A 23,126-nucleotide genomic window follows, 5' to 3' on the forward strand; every position below is an offset into this window, starting at 1 on the left:
TTGATTCTTTTTTTATTTGATTGAAAAGAACAAATTCTGGCTGAAAATAGCAAATAATGCTAATATGCAAAATGCAAAGGGGGAATTTGTGTGAAAAAAGAATATTTTTTAAAAGGGTTAGCAGTAGTTATCGCCTTATTTGGATTCGTATTGGGGATGATAAGTAATAATGCAGTCGCAGGACTATTTCCTGCGAGTATGCTTTTAGTAAGTGCATTGGTGAGTACAGTAGTACACATTTCTATTTGCTTATTGTTTTTCTATTTTGCTAGTAGGGTGGAAAAAAAGACGATTCGTAATTATGGAATGAGCTGGAACAAGGGTGATGGGCGTCAGTTAATTTATGGACTGTTAGCAGGAATCGGTGTATTTTTGATTATTAAAGGGACACTCTATTTACCAGGACTTTATCAGTTGAAAACAGGAAATCAAAATCTGTATAAATTACTTGTTAATTTTGTGATTTTTGTGGCTGTCGGTACGAGTGAAGAGTTATTTTTCCGTGGGTTTATTCAACATCGGCTGTTAAAATTTGGACCAATTATCGCCTTACTAGGTTCAGGTCTTCTTTTTGCTTTAGTACATGCTCTAAATCCGAATGTAAGCTTACTAGCTTTAGTGAATGTTTTTCTCGCCGGATGCTTTTTTGGAGTGTTGATGTATAAAACTGGAAGCTTGCTTACAGCGATCGGTGCTCACATTACCTGGAATTGGGTGCAAGGTTCCTTATTGGGAATTCCAGTCAGCGGAACTACCGAATCTGGATACTTTAGAACGATCATTCATGGGGACAACCCGCTACTAACTGGAGGACAGTTCGGAGCAGAGGCAGCACTGTCAACAACTATTGTCTTAGCTGTTCTTACTCTAGTCCTTCTACTTTATTTATACAAAACGAAACAAATCAACAGCATCGTCTGATAAGTGATTAGTGATGATCAGAACAGACTTCCTTCGAATCTGAGGGAAGTCTATTCTTTGGCTGGTCATTACGTGCTGAGAAGAAAGGGTTAGGAGTTAAAAGAAATGCAAACGTTTTTAACAAAAACATCTGTAAAAAAAGTGGTCCTACTTGATCACCTGCTGGAGAAAAATGATTGGTGCACTATAAAGGAATTGAAAAGCTTGCTCAAGGTTACAAACAAAACTGTCTTACACTACATTGAAGAATTATCAGGACTGTTTGAGATCTATGATGGTAGAATTTATCTGTTAAATGATGAAAACAAACGCTTCTATGTCAAAAAGGAAGAGGATTTTCCAATCTATGCAATCTACCTTCATTTCTATAAAGCTTCGTACAATTATCAGCTAATCGATTTTATGTATCGTCAGCCTGAAAAGTCGTTAAAGGATTTTGCGGAAAAGCAATTTACGAGCGTATCGACTGTTTTTCGGTATGCAAAGTTACTTGGTCCGTATTTCGAGCGTTATCACATTGACTTTCAGCCCTATAAGCTCTATTTACAGGCAGAGGAACAAAGAATTCGTTGCTTTTATTATTACTTTTACTGGCATTCAACGCGGGAAAATATTGGAAGTTGGCCCTTTGCTACAAAGTTAAACAAGATAGAATCATATATAGAAAGCTTTGAAGAAAACTATCGAATTTCGTTGGAACCCCTGCAGAAACGTATATTTTCTTATTGGCTGGCAATAACCTTCGAAAGAAGCAAAATCGTCAATATATCAATTCACACTAGCGTGAAGGCGGTCATCGAATTAGATCCATATTTTGAACGACTGAGACATTGGCACAGCGAAACCGATATGGTCTTAAATAATGATGAGCTGTTTTTTCTCTATCAAATCATTTACTCCTTCGGCATTATTGATGGGAACAAATGCTATGAGAATAGTTACGCCGCGGCACATCAAAAGGCTAACACCGATTCTTATCGAGCGGTGGAGAATTTAGCTGCTGCTTTGAGACAGGATTTCAATTTTGAATTGGCTTTAATGGACCAAGAGCTATTATTCAATTTTATTGCCTTTCATGAGAGGAGCCTATTTTTTTATGGAAATACTGATCTCTTCTTTAATCGTTCCTATCAGAATGAGGTTCTTGCAGAGAAACCTAGGAATTATCATATAATTAACACGTTTCATAAAACACTGAATCAAATGGCAGATAAACAAGTATCGGCTATTTTAGAAAATTGGGAGCAGCTATTTTTAAACTATTACTTTGTTTTAGATTATTACGGACTGTTTTTAAGCAGTTTTAAGCCTTTAAAGGTATTAATTCAAGATGATCTGCACCATACTCATCGCTTATGGTTGATGAATAAAATCAATGTACAATTTGGTCATACGTATACTTTTGCATTTTATGATTATAAAACAAAGGCCTCAGAAGTAGATTTAGTCGTTTCTAACTATTATTTCAATACTGGAGATACACCGTTGGTATTAATGAAAAACATCCCCACTGAAAGAAACTGGCGACAATTAGGGAAAGTTATCTATGATATAGCCAATCAAAAAGACGCATGGACGTAAAAGTCGATGCGTCTTTTTAATTTGATGAAAGAAGTATTTCTAATTTTTTTCCGGATTTAGGAAAATTTTCGAACTAGAAATAGTAAGAAGTCCATGCGAGAATTGATTTAGTCGAATTAGACTAATTATTATTTAGGAGGAATTATAGAATGAAAAAAACGATAGTTACAACCGCCGCACTAGGGTTATTGGCATTAAGTGCGACAAGTACGACTGTTTTCGCTACTGACATTACAGAAAATACGAACAAAACAGACGTAACATTCACTGCAGGATCGGGAGAAGATGTGGACCCAATTGTTCCAGATGATACTCATGATGATGATCCAAGTACAGGAGGTACTGGAGCTCTATCCATTCCGTATGCATCAAATATTACATTTGGTCAACAAGAAATTAGACAGGGAGATACAGATTACTTTGCAATGAATCAAAAGCCACACGTGCAGGTAAACGATACTCGAGGCGGAGCAAAAGGTTGGACACTTGGTGTAACTATCTCTCCATTTGTAGGTGAAAATGGCAAAGAGCTAACTGGAGCAAAAATGTCATTAGCCAATGGGAAAGTCGTGACAAAAGACAATGAATCAGTAGCGCCTAAAATGGCAAATGATTTCTTTGAATTGAGTGATGAATATCAAGATGTAATGTTGGCAAAAGAAGGACAAGGTGCTGGAGGTTTTGCGGCAGTCTTTGAAGGCCAAGACGGTCAAAATGAAAATGTGAAGCTTCACGTACCGCGTGCTGGATTGGAAGCACAAAGCTATACGGCAGATTTAACATGGGTGTTAACTGATGCGCCAGCGTAGGAAGCTAGGAGGGTGGGGGAAGAGATTCCCCCTCTTTTTTATTCTTTGTTTTGTTAGCTTAGCAGTTCTTTTTTTACCAACTCATACTTTGGCTGAAGAAAAAAACACGACAAATAAGGTCAGCTTTGATGCTCAAGCAGTTTTACCTGATAATCAGCAATCTGAGGCAAGCTATTATGATCTGAAGGTGCAGCCTGGTGCTGAGCAGGAGCTAACACTTAAGCTACAAAATACAAGTGAAAAGCAGATTCAGGTCATCGTTGAGGGGAATAACGCCATTACTAATAAAAATGGTTCAATTGATTATTCAAAGCATGGAGCCAAGCTAATCGGCGGACCCTCTTTTGAAGAACTTATCTCTGAGCCGCAGACAGTTACACTGAAGCCAGGAGAAGCACGAGATGTAAGCTTTCAATTAAAAATTCCTGCTGAAGGATTCGATGGAACGATTCTAGGCGGTTTTTATTGCTATGAAGATACGAAAGGGCAAGAAAAAAAGGATGAAGGGTTCAGTCTTAAAAATAAATTTGCCTATACTATTGGTGCCAAACTCAGCTGTTCGGATAAAGAGATTCAACCAGGATTGGCTTTAAAAAAAGTGACTCCAGGATTAGACAATGGTTATTTGACAGTATTTGCTGAGATGGAAAATACGCAGCCCATACTCATGAGCAAATTGGCCATGCATGCGACGGTGACAAAAAAAGGTCAGAAGGACATACTGAAAGTCTTAGATAAAAAAATCTCCTTTGCACCGCGAACCAGCTTCCATTTGCCAATCAGCTGGAATAACGAGCCTCTTAAAAAAGGCAAGTATGAACTAACAATGCATTTAAAAAATGATGCTGGAAAGAAATGGGTGTTTAGAAAAGAGTTTGAAATCAAAGGTACGGATGAAAAATTGAATAAGCAAGCAGTAGAAGTAAAAGACACAAAGGATTATAGCTGGTTGCTTTATTTAATAGGGATCGTATTCTTGGGAATCATTCTTGGTTTAATCGTGTATATTTACAAATTAAAAAGTAAAGATCGATAGAGCGGGGGAGAAAAATGAAAAAAGTTTTGAGCTTCTTGCTTTTGGCGTTATTGATAGGGGTATCTATGCCAGCAGAAGCTGCTGAGCAAGCCAAAAGTGAAGTGGGTATAACATTTTATCAACCTAGTAATAAAAATCAAACGATACCAATGGAGAAGGTATCGATGAATGATTCCAAAAGTGACGCACCTCAAATGGTGGCAGTCGCAACAGGATCAGGTTCTAAAATGTACCCAAAGACAAATGAAGAAAAATCACTTTTATTCGGAGGAATCGGCCTGCTGATTCTAGTTTTAGTTGTTTTCATCTACTCGTTGAAAACGAAACTTAGAAATGAGGCGATGCAAGATGAAAAAGCGTAGTCATTTATTGTTTTGGCTAATATTATTTGCAGGTGTTTTCTGGAACTCAGTCAGAGTAGAGGCGGCACCTAGACCTCTGACAGATCTAGGGTACTTCCATTGGGCAAACCAATCAGTAACACCGGCAGAAAATACCTTCATCATGCATTATGGAAAAAATACGACTGTTGAAGCGCTTGAAGGAGATGTCGGTTCAGATTATATATCGGTTGATCGAAAGACAAATAGAAGTAAAGCGTTAGTGAAAAATGTCGGTTTCTATGAGGGAAAAGAAGTAAGCTTACTGATAATAGTGGAGAGAAATAAAAGCAATTTAGATGGCGGGACCATCAGCTTCACAAAGAGCTATTTTCTGGGAATTGATATTTCAGGTGAAATGATCGTCACTTATGAATTTTTGGACAAAAATGGTCAGCCTATGGAGATAAAAACCGCATTTAATTATTATGGGCTAAATCAAAACAAATATATTGGCTATAAAAATCCAGGCACAATAATTGATTCATTGTATGCGGAAAATCCAACACATATTCTTTATGATACTTGGGACGGCGGAGGAGATAAATATTGGTTATATCTAAAAAATATCACCGCTGGAATTCCTTGGCGAGATCCGCGTCAGCGTTTTGAAGTAACAACAAATGCTGTTTCTACTATCACGTTTATGGTACACAACAACGATGTTACTCCTTCGTCAATTGTTTATTTCACAGATTTTATAGCCAAACCAGAATTTCCTCCTGCTTACGCTGTAGATTCAGAATTTGAAGTAGCAAATAAAGATGTTTATTTGAAGGCACAGCAGACGATGCCAAATGTCGATCAATGGTCAAAAACAAATCAAATAGAAATTGATTTCAATTTGGAGCAGGTGAATCAGACAAGACAATATGAGCCAGAAAAAATGAGAATAACTAATATAATTGGAGAGGATCTTACCGATTTATTTAGTTATCAGGTTACAGATGACAACCATGTGATAATTAAAGCTAAGAATCCAACAGATAATCGTCTATATGACACCGTTCTTCAATATAACGTATATCTAAAATGGATCGGAGCAGAAAATCCTGTTGATTCATCTGCTGTTTCTGATGGGAAATTAAGCTTGCCGTTTAGTGTACAAACTATTTTTGATGGAAAAAATTTAGGAGAAAAATCGGCGGCTTCTGTAATCAATTATGGTGCAAAAATAACTATAGCCTTTTTAGACGAAGGAGACAATACGTTACGTGAGTCGATAACGAAAGAGGGAATCCTAACCACACCCTTTGATTTATCTAATGATTATCCAGAAATTCCTGGATATGAACCTATCAAGGATAATAAGCAAGACAAGGGAATCTTCTTGCCGGATGAACAGATGATTGTTCATCGTTATCGTGAAAAAAAGGTATTGCAATTCAAACTGAATGATAATGAAAATCCGCTCTACATCTCGCGTTTTACTAATTCACGCGAACTTTCATATACGTTTTCGCACGACACTGGTGCTAAGGTGTATCTAATGGCTCGTTGCGGTACTGAAGAAAAAGTGCTAAAGGAATACGCAAACGCTCCTGAAAATATGGTAGATAAGGTTAAGTTCACATTTCCTGAAAATTGGCTAGATCAAGAGGTTTTCTTCTATATAAAAGACGATAACAATCAAGAATCTGAAAAGGAAAGTAGAATTATCAAGAAAGAATCTAGTCCTAAGCTTATTATTCCTAATACGATTAGTTTCGGTGAAAATGAGATTCCAGCGATGGATAAGATAATCTCTGCAACCACGAAGGAAGAATTTGGGGTTGAGGATGTAAGCAAGCTGGATAAAAGTCACTGGACAATTAAAGTAAAAGAAGAACAGCCGCTAACAAATGAAAAAGGCCAGGTACTCGCTCAAAGATTAAGCTATAAAAACCAGAAGCAAGATGTTCCAATTAATGAGGACAATCAACCGATCTGGGATGGAAGCGGCAGTACGAAGGTTAATTTGGCGGAGCATTTGCAATTAACAATTCATCCCTCAGACACAGTCGGCACATACAATGGCGTATTGTGTTGGTCACTTGAGGATGTACCAGAAGAATAAATCAGTAGTAACTGTAAGGTACTAAAAAAAAAAATGAAACACTTCCTAAGATATGCAAAATGGGTGGATGTAAGAGCAGCGATAAGGGAGTTTTAATATGAAAAAGTTTGAAGTAAAACATTTCACATCGACTTCAGGTTCGATAATTAATAGCCTCAATTGAAAAAAGTCTTATTCGTTTGAAGAATGATGTGAAGGATTTGATTCCTCCAATGTTTTGTTTATTTCGTCTATGGAGCAGTGCATATACTCGCGCTTACTTTTTTACTAGCAATTGAAAGATCAAATAACAGTAAAACGCTTTTTTAGGAGGAAGACAATGGGAATAAGTGTATCTACTAAAAAGATTGTTTATCAGTTGTACAATCATTTGATTGCTCGTGCTGATAAAAATAAAGGATTAAGGGATATCACTGATGTTCTGCTACAAGTCTATACTGAGATAGATTCTTCGAAATACCCAGAATTGCTTGAAAATAGGCTAGTAAATTATATTTTGATAGTTGCTGTAGACAATCATGTACTTTTTGATACGTATGAAAAGAAACGTATTTTAGAATTAGAAAATATTGCAAAAAATTTGGGAGCTACTATCAATTACCAAGCCGGGTGTGTATCTAAGGCACAGTTTTACGAGTAGATTTGAGCATCAAATAAAAATAGATTTAAGCAGGGTGAGGAAAATCAAAATATTAATACTAACTCATAATATTTTAAACGAGTGCTCTATGCAGGAGAGTTTACAGAAGTTCAATTATGAAGTCTTCGTATCAAAAACGATGCTTGATGACATATTACGCATGAGTGTTCAAGGGAGTATTCGTTTTTTTCAACTTGTCATATTGAGTGAATCTTTATCTAACAAAGAAGTAGAAATGATTGTTCCTCAATTAAAGGAAAAACGAGTTTTTGTTTTCAGAGAATATTTAAATGAGCCAATTGACAATGAAAAAAACAGTATAAAAGACTTAGCAATTGATAAATGGATACCAAAAGATATCGGGATGGATCTTTTACGTGAACTGATAAGTGATTGTGCTGGTATTGCAAGGAAAGAATCTGAAAAGAAGCATGCCGATAATTATGATTACGATCGAATATTTTTAGATTTCACGAAAAATCAACAAAAATTTTTCCAGAAATTGTACGATGCACATGCTTCGATTGTGTCTAGAGAAGAGTTATGCAAATATATATGGAATAAAGAGCCATCGAATTCAAACTTGGCCCAACTGTCAGTTTTATCAAAAGATCTTCGCCGCAAATTGATCAACGAAGGCTTTTCCGAAGATGTTTTGGAAACAGTATGGGGCAAGGGGTATTACTTGAAAAATGAATTTTATGATCTTTGCAGGCGACCTGATAAAAAGTATTCTGATTATTCCACCGAAAGCAACACGGAATGTCAGATTATTTGAGGGGAACAAGCCGCTATTTCTGAGCCTAATAAAGGTAATCTATTCGTAATTGTATAAGTATAAATAAGGAACACACTTATGATCTGTTGATTCAGCTCATAAATGTGTTCCTTTATTTTTGCTTGCATTTTATGGACTAATTTTTTGTAATCTATGTTTATCTTCATTTTATTTTTACGTTTAGACAATGGAAAACTAATCTGATAAAAATTTACTCATCAGAAAAGCTAAATTATTTGAAAATTTTGCATGAAAACGGCAAACTAAGGTAAATGTAAAAAAAAAATTTGAGTACGAGGAGGGCGACCTTGTGAAGCCAAAAATTAGTCGGGACGAAGTAAAAAAAATGCTTGTTTCTGATTCATATTTTGAGAAAAGACACTACCTGTTGAAAATCCTACAAACTGTGGTTGCCATTTTTAGTTGGCTTTGTGTAGTTGCTCCTTTTATATGGATATTACTGCCATTCATATCTCCGGAGAATGCACGAGAGAATCATATTCTAGTTTATAAGGAAGAAATGCAAACGTTAAAATTTCTGTTCATATTCTTATGTATCATGTTTGTGGTCATCGCGGTGATTTTCATTTTACTGACGATTTGGAATAATTATCGTTTTAAAAATCTTTTACAAAAATCAGTCCAGTATGACGAAGAACGCTTAGATGCCCGTCGGCAGTTACTAAAAGACGAGTATGACAAACGCTTTGGCCCAGAAGAGTTTCGCAAGGAGGTTTGCTACTATTCGGTAAAGGAAGAGCAGAATCTGGATACGGACTTTGTACGAAATCTGTATAAAAAAGGTGGTGTGAAGTTATGATTACTTTTTTCCATACTGGCAATTATATTGTCGATGTCATTTTTACGTTAATGTTCTTGGTACTGATTACTTATCCGATTATTGGCGGCTTTTCTTGGTTTATTGGTGTTTTTTGCTATACTTTTTTGTTCAAGTATCGTCAAAAGGATTGGCACGAGATTCCCTCAGAAATTGAACCTTTTATTACCATCATGGTTCCAGCCCACAACGAAGAAATTGTTATTGAAAATACGATAGAATATTTAATGACAAAAATAAATTATGAGCATTATGAGGTATTAGTGACTGATGATGGCTCTACAGACAGTACGCCTGAAATATTAGCTAGGTTACAAAAAAAGTACCCAAAACTGCGAGTCATCCGAATTGAAAAGAATAAAGGCAAGGCTCATGCTTTTAATATTGGCTTTGCGTTTGCTCGTGGGAAACTGCTTTTGAGCAATGATGCGGATACGGTTCCAGAACCTGATTCTTTGAATATGTATGTGAATTACTTTCTTAGATCAGATTCAACGAATATTTCTGCGATTACAGCGAATATGGACGTGCAAAATAGAACCAGACTTATCGCAAAATCGCAAACGGTAGAATTCTCCAGTATCGTAGGCATTATCAAACGGACTCAAATTGGCGTTTTAGGAAGTATCTACGCCTACAGCGGAGCAAATACGATGTATAGAAAAGATGCATTGATCGATGTCGGCTTATTCAGACAAGACAGAGCTACTGAAGATATCAGTATTGCGTGGGATCATCAAATGGATGGATGGTTATCGCTTTTTGCGCCGCAGATCATGTTTTTCATGGAGGTTCCAGAATCCTTGAAGATGCTTTACCGTCAAAGAAAACGTTGGGCTAAAGGTGGAACAGAAGTTTGGCTAACCAATTTTAGGAAAGTGCTGCTGCATCCTTTCAATAATCTTGGTCGTACAGTGATGTTTATTGATCAAACCTTTAGTATAATCTGGTCCTTCTTCTTTTGGATCTCTTCATTTATGTTTGTATGGAGCTTGGCTCGCTTTGCACTAGATGGAAATACGGAACGAATCTATCATATGTTTACGATGGCTTTTCTCTTTGTCTGCTTTGAAATGATCTCAGGAATTCTTCAATTAGTGGCTTCACTGATTGTGGATGATCGTGGCAGGAAAATAAAATATTTATTATTTGCGCCGCTATACATGCTTTTTTATTGGATGATGAATGCAGTAACAATCGTGGTAACATTTATTCCTGCAATAAAAACTATCATGGGATTAGGCTCCGGTACCTGGAAGAGCCCAGAAAGAAAAGGACCGCCACCTGCAAAAAAGGCTTCGGAAGAATAAACTTTAAAAAGATACCGCTGTTTTAGTGCAGGTAGCAAAATAGGTTTATGACTGTGCTAAATGGCCTAGTCATATACCTATTTTTTGGAAGAAAAAATGAACTTAGTCAGATGAGTAGAAAGATTTTTTTCAGTTAAAATGAAGAAACGTCTTTTTATTTATTGTTATTTTATTCTATTGAAGATGAACTGAAGAAAAATGACAATAAATCTATAATATAACCGTTTTATTGACAGCTATCTGAAATCAGTTTTTTCAATCAAAAATATGATTTATTTTTTTATATATTGTGACTTTGTAAGCAGATTATTGTTCATACAAAATTATTTGCGTTAAGCTATTAAGTGAAAGTAAGAAGAGGAAAATGACAGCGTGATTTTCCGATAAAATATAAATGGTTATTTTATCATTTGTATGAATAGTTTGAAAAGCTATTCTCTTACTGAACAGGTCAAGATGATCAAATGAGTCATCTGGTAAAAGGAATATCAATTAACAGGAGGAATTTAAGATGGTAGAAAATTACGAAAACAAAAACTTTAATGGCAAAGAAACACCTGAACAAACACACACGAATCAATTTAGCACTAACAAGGATGCACAAGTCAAAGGTGAAACCGTCTATGACGATAAAGTGATCCAAAAAATTATTGGCAGTGCTATTGATAAAATTGACGGCTTATTAACGGTCAATGGCGGCTTTTTCTCGAATGCCGCAGAGAAATTGGTTAACACAGAGAATGTTACGGCAGGAATTGAAACAGAAGTTGGCAAAGAACAAGTAGCTGTTGATATGGATGTTGTGGTCGAGTACGGTAAAGACATTACAGAAGTTGTTGATCAAATTAGACAAGTTACGCACGATGAAGTTGAAAAAATGACGCATTTAGATGTTATTGAAGTAAATATTCATGTAGTAGATATCAAAACCAAGGAAGAATTTGAACAAGATAGTGAAACGGTCCAAGACAAAGTAACAAGTGCAGCGAAAACGACTGGCGAATTTGCCTCAAAGCAAACAGATAAAGCTAAAGCTGCGGTTAACCAAGGTGCAGAAAAAGCACAAGAAAAAATGGCAGACAACCAAGATACACAAGTAAAATAGTTAAACAATAGTAGGAGGAAGTTATTATGGGTTTATTATGGTCATTAATTATAGGAGCTGTTATCGGTGCAATCGCTGGTGCAATCACAGGTAAAGGCAATAGCATGGGCTGGATAGCGAATATCGTTGCCGGGTTAGTCGGTTCCGCTCTAGGACAAGCGCTGCTAGGCTCTTGGGGTCCATCATTAGCGGGGATGGCATTAGTACCATCTATTATTGGTGCGATCATCTTAGTTTTGATTGTTTCATTTTTCTTAGGCCGCTCAAAGCAATAGGAGGAACGCGATGTTAGTAATTGTAGATATGCAGAATCGAATTTTGGATCCAAATGATGAAAATTATGTTCAGGGTGCAAATACGATTGTTCCTAAAATACTGCATCGTTTAGAAAAGGCCCGTGAATCTGGGGAAATGGTTCTTTTTACTAGAGACATTCCCATCGAGCATAAGAATGAATCAGAAGAGTTGGACGGACTACAAATAATTAAGAATCTAACTCCCTTACCGGAAGAATACGTGATTAAAAAAAATTATTATGCATTACCACCGGAAGCACTGATCGAGGTTCGAGAGTTGACGGAAAAACATGAACAAGAAAAAAATCACATCGAAGTTGTTGGTGTGGAGCTTAGCTTATGTGTATTAGCGAATGCTTTGGCTTTGCAGGGAGCTCTTCCTGAAGCAGATTTTTATATTAATTCAGAGCTAGTTGTTGGAAATCAATTAAACGAAGCAACGTTGAGTTTACTAAAGAAATTTAATATTGAGATAAAATAATAGAAAACTCTAACCTAAGACCGAAATTCTTCTTAAGTTTGGGTATGATTGCTAAATAGAAATTGGTGATGTATTGCTCTTGTGTTGGATAGGAGTCAAATACATCACCAATTTTTTACTCAATTTGATGAGAAGTTAATTGAAACTAAACCATTGGAGGAAAAGATTTTGTTGAATATCAATCATGCCGAATCCATTAGAATTCAAAAATATTCTGACTCTAGAAGGATTGAATAATATAGCAAACCTATAAAATCATCATAAGCAGTCTATTTATGCCATCTATTCGACTATATAAGTCCATATTTCTTCATTTTTCGCCATAAAGTAGTAGTACTGATGTTCAATTTATGAGCGGTTTCTTTACGATTTCCAAAATTTTCCCGCAGAGTGTCTTCTAGCATTTCTTTCTCTGTTTTAGTTTCGGGAATATTTGCTTTTAAGGTTAATGGATTATTTTGATTAAACTTAAATTCCTGTCGACAAATATCAACTACTGTATTATAGGTAATCTCAGAATAATCTGTCATCACTACACAGCGCTCAATCAAATTGATTAACTGTCGAATGTTTCCAAAATAATCAAATTGCTTGAAATAATCTAAGCTTTTTGTTTGGATCATTAGCTCTGGATAATGCTGGGTCAGGTAATTGGAGATGATCAGTGGAATATCTTCTTTCCGATCAGAGAGTGCAGGCAGTTTTAATTCTAAAACGGCTAATCGATAGAAGAGATCATTTCTGAACTTGCCTTCAAAGGATAAGCTTTGAAGGTCTTTATTTGTTGCACTGATAATTCGAACGTCGACAGGAATCACTTTTTCTCCGCCAACACGGACGATTTCCTTTTCTTGTAAAACCCGCAGTAGCTTTGCTTGAACTTCGAAATTAATCTCACCGATTTCGTCTAAAAAGACAGTCCCATTATGTGCCATCTCAAAAATCCCCATTTTTCCTTCAGTATTTGCACCAGTAAATGCACCTTTATCATATCCGAAAAGTTCACTTTCTAATACTGATGAAGATAGAGCTGCACAGTTGATAGCAATGAATGGTCCATCCTTTCGTGCACTGTGATTGTGGATGCTTTGTGCAAATAATTCCTTTCCTGTTCCCGTTTCACCTAAAATCAAAATACTATTGTCTGATTTTGCGATTCGCTTGGCCCACCCTACAGCCTGATTCATTTGCGGGCTGTTGCCGATAATATCTTCAAAATTCTTATGTGCGACATGACCTTTTGTATAGAGCTGTTTGCGGACTGAGTTTTCAGAAGAAATAATATCGGTCGCACTTTTTAGATGTACCACCGTACCATAGATGGAATCTTCAGAAGTTAAGGGAATCATTGAGAAGACAAACTGTTCTGAATTAATTTCAATCAGTTTATTTTCAATTTGCTGTCCATTTTCAAAGACTACCGAGTAATTTTCGTCCGTCATGATTAAGTCGGTAAAGGTAGTTAGGGGGATTCGCTTTAGAAACTTCTTTGACCGTGAATTGATATAAGAAATGCTTCGATCACGTTTGAAGGCAAAAACAGCCTCACCAGCCACATTTAAAATAGTTTGAATAAATTGGTAATTTCGATTTCTTTCTGCTTGAACGGCTAACAGATGACAGGCCTCTTCTAAAGCATCAATCAAAGAGGGCGGGCTGATTTCTAACATAACGTGGTCAGCACCGAGAAATTCACAGGCATTCTTAGTGTTCAAACCACCTACAAACGTATCCACTCCCTGATCCAATCCTTCTTTGACTAATTCCACAAGATCACCGTCTGGCTGTATTTCAAGTGGAAGAAAGCTCTCACCAGAGGTTTCCTGAAACGTTTTAATCATTCGGAAAATAGATCCGTAGCCAATAATCGCAATGTTCTTCGATTGCTTATTGGCTTGCTGAAAGGCTTTTAGAATTTCCTCGTAACAGCAGCGAACCTCGATCACCGGGATATCGTACTTATTTTTTAAACGATCATAGTTTTGACCGCGAGCAATAAATAGCTTCGCTCCTTGGTTGTAATAGTATTCTCCTAATTCCTCCGTTTTCTTTCCAACTGCTTCAGTAACAATAAAGCCTTCATATTTTGGATTATTTTCCACAAGGTAGGTTACTTCACGGGTAAAATTCTTTTGTCCAGAAAAAATAACTGTCTCCATCATTTCAACTCCTTTCAAAACGTTTCAACTATTTCATCAAATGAAACGTTTTCTTTCGTGAAACCAGTATAGCACACTATCCCAAAGTTAAGAAAGCGCTTTATTAAGACTTTTGTTGAATTAAAAAAAAGTTGGCACAGGGGTTGCATATAGAAAAGTGTAAGACTTACAAAAACAATTTGGAGGAATGAAAGCAATGGGATATAAAATTTTATTACCACAAGAAATTATGCAAGAAGGCCGTGACTATTTAGAATCTCGCGGATATGAATTGATTGATGGCTCGGGTAAAGAAGAAGAGGATATTATTCGTGACATTGAGGATATGGATGGCATCATCGTTCGTTTATCTCAAATGTCTAAGGAAGTGTTTGAAGCAGCCCCAAAATTAAAGGTTGTTGCTCGCCATGGTGCTGGCTATGATACGGTTGACTTGGAGGCGGCAAAAAAACATGGAGTGATGGTCTGTAATGCGCCGATCGCTAACAGTATGTCGGTAGCTGAACTAGCTGTTTTCTATATGTTGTATTGTTCACGTAATTTCAAGAAGGTTCAGAAGCATTTTATCGATGACTATTATTACGCAAAGCTTCGTCTTCCAAAAGTTGAATTGGACGGAAAAACAGTAGGCTTGATTGGTGTTGGGAATATCGGGTCGCGGGTTGCTAAAAAAGCGTTGCATGGATTCAACATGAAAGTCATTGCTTATGATCCTTATAAGACACAAGAAGAGGTTCCGGAAGGTGTGGAGTTGACCGACGACTTCGATCGAATCTTTAAGGAAAGCGATTTTGTTTCTCTTCACTGTCCAGCAAATCAAGAAACGACTGGCTTTGTTGGTAAAGAGCAATTGGAATTAATGAAATCGACAGCCTATTTCATCAATACGGCTCGCGGCAAGATCGTAGTGGAAGAAGAGCTTTATGAGATCATGAAGAATGAAAAAATTGCTGGTGCAGCTTTAGATGTAATGCAGAGTGAACCGGTCGATCCTCAAAATCCATTACTTCATCTAGACAATGTTGTTGTCGCACCACACGTTGGAGCAGCAACGAAAGAAGCGACTGATCGAGCGTCTCTACACTGTGCTATGAGTATCCATGAAGTTTTGAGTGGGGAAAAACCGACCTGGCCTGTCCCAGAGATGAAAGAAGAAGCAGTCTTGAACTAAAAATCAAGGGTTTTCTGCATCTTCCCTGGTGCAGAAAACCATAAAATGGAGGGTTATTTATGGGTATTGGAATTCTTTCACTGATCGTGTTTATCGGCGTCATTCTTATCTGGTTCTTAGTTGTCAAACGCTCGATCGGCGAATCAATGTTTTTAGGTTTTATTGCGATTTGTGCACTGGGAGGAAAAGATGCTTTTGTTCTATTTTATGAAGGGGTGAAGTATGCGGCAACGTATGAGGTGTTGTACGCAGCGTTAGCCTTTGTGGTGATGGCTTACATCTTTGATCTATCTGGTGTGCTGGAGGGTCTTATAAATATTTTGAATTCGCTATTAGGTAGGATTCCTGGAGGCGCGGCTTTCATGGATGTCATTGCATCAGGCGCGCTTGGACTTATTTCTGGATCTACAACTGGTAATGTGGCAGCACGAGGTGTGTTCACGATTCCTTGGATGAAAAAGACCGGATTCAGTGATGAATTGGCAACCACGATTGCATCGGGAAATGCTGGAATGGCCGTTGGTTTTCCGCCGAATGCTTCCATGTTTATTTTGTTAGGATTAGCACCGATTGCAGCCCAAGTCTCAGAAGGTCAATTGTATCTGGCGATGTTGATTGCAGGAACGTATCAGATTCTTTGGCGTTTCTTAATCGTAGGTTTCTTTATCAAGAAAAATAAAATTAAAGGTGTTACTGAAAATGTTCGGCCAATTAAGGAGACACTAAAAGAAGGCTGGCCATCGCTCTTTGTCTTCCTTGGTGCAGCGATTCCGATTCTTTTAACCATGAGTCCTATTGCTGTTTTCCTTGGATCAGAAAATATGGTTGGTCCTGAAGGTATGGATACGATCTCGTTGATCACTTGGATGCCGATCGTCATTAGCTTTATCTGTATCGTTCTTGGCTGGAAGAATTTTCCTAAGAATGGCAAGGGCTGGATCAAGATCGCTGAAAGTTCAATCTCGAAGTTTTCATCAATCGGCGCTGTATTATTGTTTGCTTTTGCGGCAAGTAATGTTTTAGGACTGTTAGGTATGGGTGAAGAGTTAACTGCATTTTTAGGTTCCTTGTCTATTGCTCCGTGGTTAATGGTAATAATTGTTGGAGCGATTGTAGTCTTAGTGGCTTGTCCACTATCATCAACTGCCACACTGACTGTTGTCGGCTTAGTCGCTTATTCTGCACTCACCTCAGTTGGTGTAAATCCAGTAATCGCTGTTGCGGCAGTCCTTGCTTGGGCTTCTACAGAAGGTGAATCAATGCCAACATCAGGAGGAATCTATGTAGCAGCCGGGATTGCCGAATCGAATCCAGCAAAATCCTTCGTCCCATTATTTGTATACTATGTGATTCCTGTAATGGCTATCGGCTGGATGATGTGTTGGGGTTGGCTGCCATTGCCGGTTTAGAAAGTGAGGGTGTGAAATGAGAAAATTAGTGAAAAAACTATTTACATTGTTTGTTTTGATCTTTATGGTCGGTGGGACTCTTTTAGTTGTCGCACAGCTATTGGGAATGATCTTGAGAAATGGACAGTTAATGATTGATGCCACGAATTATATTGGCATGCCAACCTTTATCTGCTCGGCCATTGCCGGATTTTTGGGTTTTATTTACAGCTATTTCCCGAAAGAAACAGAAGGCGAAAAAGCTGAAGCAAAATAGAGTTGATTGTTTTAAAAAGTCACATTCGTTATTAAGAAATCGTTTACAATAAAGGAGAAGAAAAAATGACTATTGGAAATCGTGTTTATCTTAAAAGAAGTTTGCCAGAAAAAGAGTTAGTCGAAAGATTCAGTAAATTACCAGCCGCAAATGTGGCGGATTGCATGTCTCGTGTATTTGCCTTGAATCCCGAAATTAAGCTAATGTCATCACCAGAAAAAAGAATGTGCGGCGTTGCTCTAACCGTGAAAGCGCGTGCCGGGGATAACTTGATGTTGCATCAAGCACTGAATATGGCACAAGAAGGAGATATCATTATTCTTTCTAATGAGGGCGATCGCTCACGAGCATTGATGGGAGAAATCATGTACAAATATTTGGCAGACTTCAAGAAGGTTGCTGGGATCGTGATTGATGGACCTATCCGTGATATTGATGTTCTAGGCAATGAGAAATGTCCGATTTACGCAACAGGAACAACACCAGGCGGACCGTTTAAAGAAGGTCCAGGTGAAGTCAATACACCAATTGCGATTGGTGGAGTTCCAGTGCTTCCGGGAGATATTATTTTAGGAGATCAGGATGGTATCTTGGTAATACCTAAAAAAGATGCTGAAGATTTGATTGAAAAAGCAGAAGCCAACGCTGAAGCAGACAGTGCGAAGGTACAAAAAGCATCAACTGGATCTGCGGATCGTTCATGGGTTGATCGGACACTGGAAAGTAAAAAGGTTGAATTTATCAACGCCGAATTTAACGATTAATTAGGATCAGCTGAAACATGAATTCCGTGTTTCAGCAATCCTTTTCAGTATACCTATCTGCCAACTAAGTGTACATAATTGGACGGAGGACTCAACATGGGAAACGCATCACTTGCACTAATCATATATATTTTACTAATCATTGTTTGGGCAACAGTCATTAAAAGAAATATGGCAGAGGGTATGCTGTTAGGATTCATTGTCGTAGCGATGTTTGGCGGAAATGATTTTTTTACCTATTTAAGAATAGGTTTTTTTAACATTAAAGGAAGTATAACATTTTAAGAGGTCAAAGGATTGATACATCAATCTTTTGACCTCTTTTCATCTGGTCTTTTTCCTATTAAACTGGAGATATGAAACCCAATATTTTACACGCCATTTTCTTTGATGAATATCAAAACTGGGAGAAATTCAATCAAAGGTACACGAGAAGGATTCGATCCGTTGTGAAAAGAGAAGTGAAGAAGTTTCGCGATTGTGGTGACCTTAAAAAAGGTTATCGTCTATTTGTCTGTGAAGGATGCCATGATGTAAAGAAAGTGGCTTTTCGTTGTAAAGGGAAATTTTGTCCAACTTGTGCAACTGGGGAAAGTCAACGGTGGGCAGAGGTTGCGGCGAATGATCTGTTTACAGTGACGCATCGACACGTCATCTTCACGATCGATGAAGGTTTACGTGAGATTTTTCTGAAGGAGAAGTATCGTAAGGAGCTTTTAAAAGGATTAATGGATGAAGCTGCACGGATACTATTAGATTTTTTTAGAAAGCACCATATACAAGCTGGGGTTGTGGCAACACTCCACACCTTCGGTTCTCAGCTAGAATACAATCCGCATGTTCATTTAGTCGTCACCATGGGTGGACTGACGAGGGATGGAAAATGGAAGGACTATGACTATTTTCCGTTCGCAATGTTGAGGAAATATTGGCAGAATGCGGTCCTAAAGCTCATTCGAAGAACCTTATCCCAATGGGATAAGGCACGAGTCCAGCCGCTTTTACAAGCGGCGTACACGAAAAATGCAGAGGGTTTTTACGTGCATGCACCCAAAAGGAGCCGAACTTCTCTCAAAAAGATATTAGAATATATCAGTCGTTATATGAAACGTGGTCCCATTGCTTTAAATCGTATCCTTTTGTACGATGGGAAAATAGTGATGTTTCAGTATCATGATAAACGAACTAACACGGATAAGATAAAGACGATGTCGGCAGAGGAATTTATTGGTGCACTGATTCGTCATATTCCAGAGAACCAGTTCAAAACAATTCGTAGATACGGCATTTATAGTCGGCGGATCAAGACAATCATGAAAAAAGTATTAAGTAATTACCAGAAAGAGATTCAACGAATGCTTGTGAATGTGAAGAAAGCACTTAAACCAAAATCATGGTGTGAACGAATAGCCGAAGAATTCGGAGTAAATCCATTGGAATGTACTAGATGTGGCGAATATTATGAATTTAGTGGAGTTAGTGTGTCTAAAAATGGACGACTTGTAGTGAAATATGCGAAGAATAAAGAATCGGAACGATTCATGCGAGAGGAGAATAAAAAAATTGGGGAAGAAGCATCGAAACGTAAGTATGAAAAAGAAAAAGAAGCAGCTTTTAAAAAACTTCGATTCCAATGGAGTGGTTCATTACATTTGTCTTGAATGTGGGATAAAGGAAAAAATTCCAAAGGAAGTAGTTCAATTTTTGGATGCAGGAGATGTTGCATTTGATCCTGAGAACGCTCCGCAATTTGATTGCGAAAAATGTGGTGGAGAGATGTATCCAGAATACTATAAGAACGTACTTGGATACGAATTTAGAATCAGTGATCGACAATAAAATGATTTATCTAAACAAAAAGTCCTCAGGAGCGGTTTTCTCCTGAGGTTTTCTTAGCGCATTATCGAACGAGGTATTGTTTGCATCATTAGCCTTTGTTTTAATGAGTTATTTGATTAAGGAGTCAGAGCTTTTAAAAGGCATTTTAGAGATTTTTCAGTCTTTGTTAGGAAGGTTGCGGGGGGGACCGGCTTTTGTCAATATTGGGCTTTCTGCCATTCTTGGAATGCTATCAGGTTCCAATTCGGCGAATACCGCAACCTCAGGAACTTTCACCGCTCAATGGATGATCGAAACCGGTTGGAAAAGAGAAACGACCGCGACTCTATTAGCAGGAAATGGTGGTCTAGGTGCTGGTTTTCCGCCGAGCGCCTCAATGTTCATCATGTTGGGGTTCTCCGAGATCAGCGGTTTGATCACGGAAGGACAGCTGTATATTGGACTGTTCGTTTCGGGAATCTATCAAGTCGTTTATCGAGTTTTCTTAGTATTGTATTTGATGCGTAAAGAGAAAATTTCTGTGGATTGCTCTGAGCATCATTTGACATTAAGGAAAGCTTTAAAAAACTATTGGTCTTCCTTGATAGTTTTTCTGGGGGCGATCATTCCGATCTTGATTACGATCGGACCGGTGCGTCAATTTTTCAATCAACGAGAAATGGAAGAGGCTTTATCTAATATTTCTTTATTAACTTGGATTCCAATTTCAATGATTTCCATTATTTTAGTTCTGGGAAGAAAAAAACTAAGGAAAAATATTTCGAATCCTTCTTATTTGGTCAAAACCCTTTTTCCACACTATAAGAATATAGGTGGGATTCTGCTGTTTGCCTTTGCAGCTAGTGAGTTGTTTGCGCAGTTGAATTTGGCAACTGAGCTGGTAGCAGTATTCAATCAATTGAACTTTGCAAAACCGATTATGGTACTGCTGGTAGGTCTGTTAGTTGTGTTGGTTGCCGGACCGTTATCATCAACTGCGACATTGACTTCCATCGGATTGATCGCCTTTAGTGCTTTAGTCAGTGTCGGCGTTCCCGCTTTGCAGGCAGTTGTGGCAATCCTTGTTTTTGCCTCAACAGAAGGGGCATCTCCACCAGCTTCAGGCTCGATTTTTATTGCCGCAGGACTTACCGATAGCCAACCGGAGGCCACCTTTTATCCCTTGATCAAGTTTTTTGTGTTCCCGATTACTCTGATTGGCTGGTTGATCGCGATGGGTTTCTTGCCGTTGTTTGTATAAGGAGAAGATAATGAAGAAAATTTTGGAGTATCTCATAATAATTGGATTCGTACTATTTTTTTTCGGTGGCTTGATTCTTGTCTGTACACAAATCGCTGGGTTGATTTTTTTTAATCAGTCATTGGTTATTGCCGCCCGAAGCTATTTTTCTTGGATCTTTCCATTGACTGGATTAACAGGTCTATTGTGTTGGATTTATTCATATTTAAAAGAAGGGGAGGATCATTAAAATGAAAATTTTAACGATTGATGCAGGCAGGTATAGCTTAAAATGGGCGTTATTCCAGCTTCCTCAAGGAAAAGAGCTTGCTTCTGGAATCTTTGAGTCGATTGGCAAAAAAAGCAGCTTCCGGAGATTTCACTGGAAAACATTGAATGATACCAAAAGAATAACTATCACTGATCATGAAAAAGCTGTACAAGCCCTTTTAGCGGAATTAGTTTATTTTTCGGTGGTTGATTCATTGGATGAGATTGATAGTATCGGACATCGTGTTGTCGCTGGCGGTGAATATTTTAAAGAATCCACTATTGTTCCAAAAAAGAAAGAAGCCAAAGTAACGAAATTAGGAACCTATATCTTACTAAACAATTGTATCCAAATAGAAACCATGAATATTTTTCAGCAATTACTGCCGCAAAAGCTTAATGTAGCTGTGTTTGATCATTCGATTTGCAAAAAGAAACATGAAGAATGGTATTATCCATTAAGGAACATTCGCTCGGTCAACCAACGGCCATTCGTTCACACGCTAAACAATTATCTTCAAGATGGAAGAATTATTGCTGAGGACGTCTATGAGATGATTGGAGAAAAAGTGCGTGTTTAAGGCATGTCTTAAATAGCGAATAATCATGTGTGGGATAAGAAATTATTAAGTATTTCGATACGCTTTTTTTAAGTGATTTTATTATTATAGTTGTGTTTAGCGAATCTAAGAGCAAACAAAAGGAATCATTGAAAATAAATAATATCGATATCATCGTAAAGTTCAAAAGCGAATCTACTTAACGAACATAAAGTAGATTCGCTTTTTTGTGGTTTACGGATTATCTGACAATATCCCATTTTCGATCCAACCGTTTTTTCGTTTGAAGTCGGTAAGATTTTGCTGGAAATCCTTCGCATATAATAGCGAGAAAAGTGTATCTAAAATATACTCAAAAGCTACCTGAGAAGAAAAGGTACTGACTTTTACATAATCCATTTCTTCTTGGGTGAAGACAATTGACTGGGATGCCAGAGGAATCAAATTCGATTGTCTGTTGCCTGTCAGTAGGATTGCAGGAATATTTTCGTTTATAAAGTGCTTCATCATTCGTTCGTATTGCGGCACGCGTGCCCGATAGGTAATGAAAATCGCACAATCTCTACTGGTTAGGCTGGCGGCATTCCAATCCTCGTCTGCGTATTCATCTGCAATGATCAAGAATTTATTGATCTTCACCAGCTTGTTTTGAAAGCTACGGGCCCGAATCTGAGAATCTCCTTGGGCGAATAGAAAGATTCGTTCGGCCTTAGCCAATAGATCGACTGCGTCATCAAGAACTTTATCATCTAATTGAGCATAGGTGCGTTGGACCGTGTTGATGGTCAAATCGGCAATTTTTTTAGCGATTTCTTTGGTTGAGTCTTGTGGTAAAAACGGGAAATTGGCATCGACAGGGTTCGATCGATAAATGTCACTATGGGCAATCTCAGAAACCGCCACTCGAAAATCGCGAAAGCCGTCAAACCCCATTTTTTGAGCTAAGCGAATCACTGATGAATGGGAGGTATAGGTATTTTTTGCGAGATCTGCGACGTTGATTGCTGGAATTGTTGTTAAATTCTGTAAGATATAATCAGCGATCCGTTTTTCCGTATTGGTCAGATCCTTTTGCATTCGTAATTTATCGATTAATAACATTCCATCACCTTTTCATTTAGGTTAACTACCATCCATTCTATCATAACGCAAGTTCACCGATTTCAGAAGAAACGGCCTCATTTTGAAGCTTTTTTTGGATAAAATGTTCAGAATTTATGCGTATGCATACGAAAGATTGGATAAAAC

The 23,126-nt window shown here is 37.7% G+C and carries 24 protein-coding genes and 1 pseudogene; 23 read left to right on the forward strand and 2 right to left on the reverse strand.

Translation table 11 applies throughout. The features are described from left to right. Window positions 1–90 precede the first annotated feature (90 nt). The 13 genes from IGI52_RS24845 (at window position 91) to IGI52_RS24905 (ending at window position 12,231) form a co-directional block, all read left to right on the forward strand. Complete coding sequence (locus IGI52_RS24845; RefSeq protein ID WP_438782667.1) at window positions 91–921, forward strand: lysostaphin resistance A-like protein; 831 nt, start codon at window positions 91–93, stop codon at window positions 919–921. 105 nt (window positions 922–1,026) lie between these two features. Beyond that, complete coding sequence (locus IGI52_RS24850) at window positions 1,027–2,502, forward strand: helix-turn-helix domain-containing protein (RefSeq protein WP_185937610.1); 1,476 nt, start codon at window positions 1,027–1,029, stop codon at window positions 2,500–2,502. 149 nt (window positions 2,503–2,651) lie between these two features. After that, the gene (locus IGI52_RS24855; protein WP_185937609.1) at window positions 2,652–3,311 is read left to right on the forward strand and encodes a WxL domain-containing protein; all 660 of its coding nucleotides are present in this window, start codon (window positions 2,652–2,654) and stop codon (window positions 3,309–3,311) included. Continuing rightward, complete coding sequence (locus IGI52_RS24860; protein WP_185937608.1) at window positions 3,298–4,347, forward strand: DUF916 and DUF3324 domain-containing protein; 1,050 nt, start codon at window positions 3,298–3,300, stop codon at window positions 4,345–4,347. The genes IGI52_RS24855 and IGI52_RS24860 overlap by 14 nt, the downstream gene beginning before the upstream one ends. Window positions 4,348–4,361: 14 nt before the next feature. Further along, window positions 4,362–4,709, forward strand: a complete 348-nt coding sequence (locus IGI52_RS24865; protein WP_185937607.1) for an LPXTG cell wall anchor domain-containing protein — start codon at window positions 4,362–4,364, stop codon at window positions 4,707–4,709. Beyond that, on the forward strand, window positions 4,696–6,783 hold the full coding sequence (locus tag IGI52_RS24870) for a hypothetical protein (RefSeq protein WP_438782668.1): 2,088 nt from the start codon (window positions 4,696–4,698) through the stop codon (window positions 6,781–6,783). The genes IGI52_RS24865 and IGI52_RS24870 overlap by 14 nt, the downstream gene beginning before the upstream one ends. A gap of 319 nt (window positions 6,784–7,102) precedes the next feature. Continuing rightward, complete coding sequence (locus IGI52_RS24875; protein WP_016178595.1) at window positions 7,103–7,423, forward strand: bacteriocin immunity protein; 321 nt, start codon at window positions 7,103–7,105, stop codon at window positions 7,421–7,423. Between the two features lie 88 nt (window positions 7,424–7,511). Further along, on the forward strand, window positions 7,512–8,201 hold the full coding sequence (locus IGI52_RS24880; protein ID WP_102866498.1) for a helix-turn-helix domain-containing protein: 690 nt from the start codon (window positions 7,512–7,514) through the stop codon (window positions 8,199–8,201). Window positions 8,202–8,511: 310 nt separating this feature from the next. Beyond that, window positions 8,512–9,021: a cell division protein gene (locus IGI52_RS24885; protein ID WP_438782669.1), complete on the forward strand. Its 510-nt coding sequence runs from the start codon at window positions 8,512–8,514 to the stop codon at window positions 9,019–9,021. Further along, a complete protein-coding gene (locus IGI52_RS24890; protein WP_144325772.1) occupies window positions 9,018–10,349 on the forward strand; it encodes a glycosyltransferase family 2 protein in 1,332 nt (443 codons plus the stop codon). The genes IGI52_RS24885 and IGI52_RS24890 overlap by 4 nt, the downstream gene beginning before the upstream one ends. A 511-nt stretch (window positions 10,350–10,860) precedes the next feature. Beyond that, complete coding sequence (locus IGI52_RS24895; RefSeq protein ID WP_438782670.1) at window positions 10,861–11,454, forward strand: Asp23/Gls24 family envelope stress response protein; 594 nt, start codon at window positions 10,861–10,863, stop codon at window positions 11,452–11,454. Between the two features lie 26 nt (window positions 11,455–11,480). After that, window positions 11,481–11,729 carry a GlsB/YeaQ/YmgE family stress response membrane protein gene (locus tag IGI52_RS24900; RefSeq protein ID WP_048720002.1) on the forward strand — a complete coding sequence of 83 codons (249 nt, stop codon included), beginning with the start codon at window positions 11,481–11,483 and terminating at the stop codon, window positions 11,727–11,729. A 10-nt stretch (window positions 11,730–11,739) separates the two neighbouring features. Next, window positions 11,740–12,231, forward strand: coding sequence for an isochorismatase family cysteine hydrolase (locus IGI52_RS24905; RefSeq protein ID WP_438782671.1), 492 nt, complete (start codon window positions 11,740–11,742; stop codon window positions 12,229–12,231). A gap of 290 nt (window positions 12,232–12,521) precedes the next feature. Here the strand turns inward: IGI52_RS24905 and IGI52_RS24910 are convergent, their stop codons facing one another. Continuing rightward, window positions 12,522–14,390 (reverse strand): sigma 54-interacting transcriptional regulator, encoded by a 1,869-nt coding sequence (locus IGI52_RS24910; RefSeq protein ID WP_438782672.1) that lies wholly within the window; start codon window positions 14,388–14,390, stop codon window positions 12,522–12,524. A 196-nt stretch (window positions 14,391–14,586) separates the two neighbouring features. Here IGI52_RS24910 and IGI52_RS24915 point away from each other — a divergent pair, with 196 nt between their 5' ends. From IGI52_RS24915 to IGI52_RS24960, 10 genes and pseudogenes are all read left to right on the forward strand, one after another. Next, window positions 14,587–15,561 carry a hydroxyacid dehydrogenase gene (locus IGI52_RS24915; RefSeq protein ID WP_070503862.1) on the forward strand — a complete coding sequence of 325 codons (975 nt, stop codon included), beginning with the start codon at window positions 14,587–14,589 and terminating at the stop codon, window positions 15,559–15,561. Window positions 15,562–15,620: 59 nt separating this feature from the next. After that, a complete protein-coding gene (locus IGI52_RS24920) occupies window positions 15,621–16,970 on the forward strand; it encodes a TRAP transporter large permease subunit (RefSeq protein ID WP_070503865.1) in 1,350 nt (449 codons plus the stop codon). A 16-nt stretch (window positions 16,971–16,986) separates the two neighbouring features. Then, complete coding sequence (locus IGI52_RS24925; protein WP_396002262.1) at window positions 16,987–17,226, forward strand: hypothetical protein; 240 nt, start codon at window positions 16,987–16,989, stop codon at window positions 17,224–17,226. A 65-nt stretch (window positions 17,227–17,291) separates the two neighbouring features. Then, window positions 17,292–17,990, forward strand: coding sequence for an RraA family protein (locus IGI52_RS24930; RefSeq protein ID WP_144325781.1), 699 nt, complete (start codon window positions 17,292–17,294; stop codon window positions 17,988–17,990). Between the two features lie 96 nt (window positions 17,991–18,086). Further along, window positions 18,087–18,275 carry a hypothetical protein gene (locus IGI52_RS24935; RefSeq protein WP_438782673.1) on the forward strand — a complete coding sequence of 63 codons (189 nt, stop codon included), beginning with the start codon at window positions 18,087–18,089 and terminating at the stop codon, window positions 18,273–18,275. A gap of 71 nt (window positions 18,276–18,346) precedes the next feature. Continuing rightward, entirely contained in the window at window positions 18,347–19,651 is a 1,305-nt protein-coding gene (locus tag IGI52_RS24940; protein WP_438781589.1) for an IS91 family transposase, read from the forward strand. A 43-nt stretch (window positions 19,652–19,694) separates the two neighbouring features. Next, window positions 19,695–19,829: a hypothetical protein gene (locus IGI52_RS24945; RefSeq protein WP_002302374.1), complete on the forward strand. Its 135-nt coding sequence runs from the start codon at window positions 19,695–19,697 to the stop codon at window positions 19,827–19,829. Window positions 19,830–19,893: 64 nt separating this feature from the next. After that, window positions 19,894–21,069: pseudogene (locus tag IGI52_RS24950) on the forward strand (TRAP transporter large permease subunit); the annotation flags it as partial. 10 nt (window positions 21,070–21,079) lie between these two features. Next, window positions 21,080–21,298 (forward strand): hypothetical protein, encoded by a 219-nt coding sequence (locus IGI52_RS24955; protein ID WP_083291815.1) that lies wholly within the window; start codon window positions 21,080–21,082, stop codon window positions 21,296–21,298. A 1-nt stretch (window position 21,299) separates the two neighbouring features. Further along, the gene (locus IGI52_RS24960; RefSeq protein ID WP_438782674.1) at window positions 21,300–21,899 is read left to right on the forward strand and encodes a hypothetical protein; all 600 of its coding nucleotides are present in this window, start codon (window positions 21,300–21,302) and stop codon (window positions 21,897–21,899) included. 213 nt (window positions 21,900–22,112) lie between these two features. Here IGI52_RS24960 and IGI52_RS24965 read toward each other — a convergent pair whose 3' ends face one another. After that, on the reverse strand, window positions 22,113–22,979 hold the full coding sequence (locus IGI52_RS24965) for a MurR/RpiR family transcriptional regulator (RefSeq protein WP_438782675.1): 867 nt from the start codon (window positions 22,977–22,979) through the stop codon (window positions 22,113–22,115). Window positions 22,980–23,126: the final 147 nt, after the last annotated feature.

Origin of the sequence: Enterococcus sp. DIV0187 (assembly GCF_051713785.1) — a bacterium.
GTDB lineage: Bacteria > Bacillota > Bacilli > Lactobacillales > Enterococcaceae > Enterococcus_A > Enterococcus_A avium.

What these genes read in the sequence shown, in the direction of transcription:
- IGI52_RS24860 (WP_185937608.1), top strand. Translation starts at nt 3,298, where the DNA reads ATGCGCCAGCGTAGGAAGCTAGGAGGGTGGGGGAAGAGATTCCCCCTC.
- IGI52_RS24890 (WP_144325772.1), top strand. Translation starts at nt 9,018, where the DNA reads ATGATTACTTTTTTCCATACTGGCAATTATATTGTCGATGTCATTTTT.
- IGI52_RS24930 (WP_144325781.1), top strand. Translation starts at nt 17,292, where the DNA reads ATGACTATTGGAAATCGTGTTTATCTTAAAAGAAGTTTGCCAGAAAAA.
- IGI52_RS24875 (WP_016178595.1), top strand. Translation starts at nt 7,103, where the DNA reads ATGGGAATAAGTGTATCTACTAAAAAGATTGTTTATCAGTTGTACAAT.
- IGI52_RS24955 (WP_083291815.1), top strand. Translation starts at nt 21,080, where the DNA reads ATGAAGAAAATTTTGGAGTATCTCATAATAATTGGATTCGTACTATTT.
- IGI52_RS24905 (WP_438782671.1), top strand. Translation starts at nt 11,740, where the DNA reads ATGTTAGTAATTGTAGATATGCAGAATCGAATTTTGGATCCAAATGAT.
- IGI52_RS24960 (WP_438782674.1), top strand. Translation starts at nt 21,300, where the DNA reads ATGAAAATTTTAACGATTGATGCAGGCAGGTATAGCTTAAAATGGGCG.
- IGI52_RS24915 (WP_070503862.1), top strand. Translation starts at nt 14,587, where the DNA reads ATGGGATATAAAATTTTATTACCACAAGAAATTATGCAAGAAGGCCGT.
- IGI52_RS24900 (WP_048720002.1), top strand. Translation starts at nt 11,481, where the DNA reads ATGGGTTTATTATGGTCATTAATTATAGGAGCTGTTATCGGTGCAATC.
- IGI52_RS24855 (WP_185937609.1), top strand. Translation starts at nt 2,652, where the DNA reads ATGAAAAAAACGATAGTTACAACCGCCGCACTAGGGTTATTGGCATTA.
- IGI52_RS24850 (WP_185937610.1), top strand. Translation starts at nt 1,027, where the DNA reads ATGCAAACGTTTTTAACAAAAACATCTGTAAAAAAAGTGGTCCTACTT.
- IGI52_RS24880 (WP_102866498.1), top strand. Translation starts at nt 7,512, where the DNA reads ATGCAGGAGAGTTTACAGAAGTTCAATTATGAAGTCTTCGTATCAAAA.
- IGI52_RS24895 (WP_438782670.1), top strand. Translation starts at nt 10,861, where the DNA reads ATGGTAGAAAATTACGAAAACAAAAACTTTAATGGCAAAGAAACACCT.
- IGI52_RS24925 (WP_396002262.1), top strand. Translation starts at nt 16,987, where the DNA reads ATGAGAAAATTAGTGAAAAAACTATTTACATTGTTTGTTTTGATCTTT.
- IGI52_RS24965 (WP_438782675.1), bottom strand. Translation starts at nt 22,979, where the DNA reads ATGTTATTAATCGATAAATTACGAATGCAAAAGGATCTGACCAATACG.
- IGI52_RS24940 (WP_438781589.1), top strand. Translation starts at nt 18,347, where the DNA reads ATGAAACCCAATATTTTACACGCCATTTTCTTTGATGAATATCAAAAC.
- IGI52_RS24935 (WP_438782673.1), top strand. Translation starts at nt 18,087, where the DNA reads ATGGGAAACGCATCACTTGCACTAATCATATATATTTTACTAATCATT.
- IGI52_RS24920 (WP_070503865.1), top strand. Translation starts at nt 15,621, where the DNA reads ATGGGTATTGGAATTCTTTCACTGATCGTGTTTATCGGCGTCATTCTT.
- IGI52_RS24870 (WP_438782668.1), top strand. Translation starts at nt 4,696, where the DNA reads ATGAAAAAGCGTAGTCATTTATTGTTTTGGCTAATATTATTTGCAGGT.
- IGI52_RS24910 (WP_438782672.1), bottom strand. Translation starts at nt 14,390, where the DNA reads ATGGAGACAGTTATTTTTTCTGGACAAAAGAATTTTACCCGTGAAGTA.
- IGI52_RS24865 (WP_185937607.1), top strand. Translation starts at nt 4,362, where the DNA reads ATGAAAAAAGTTTTGAGCTTCTTGCTTTTGGCGTTATTGATAGGGGTA.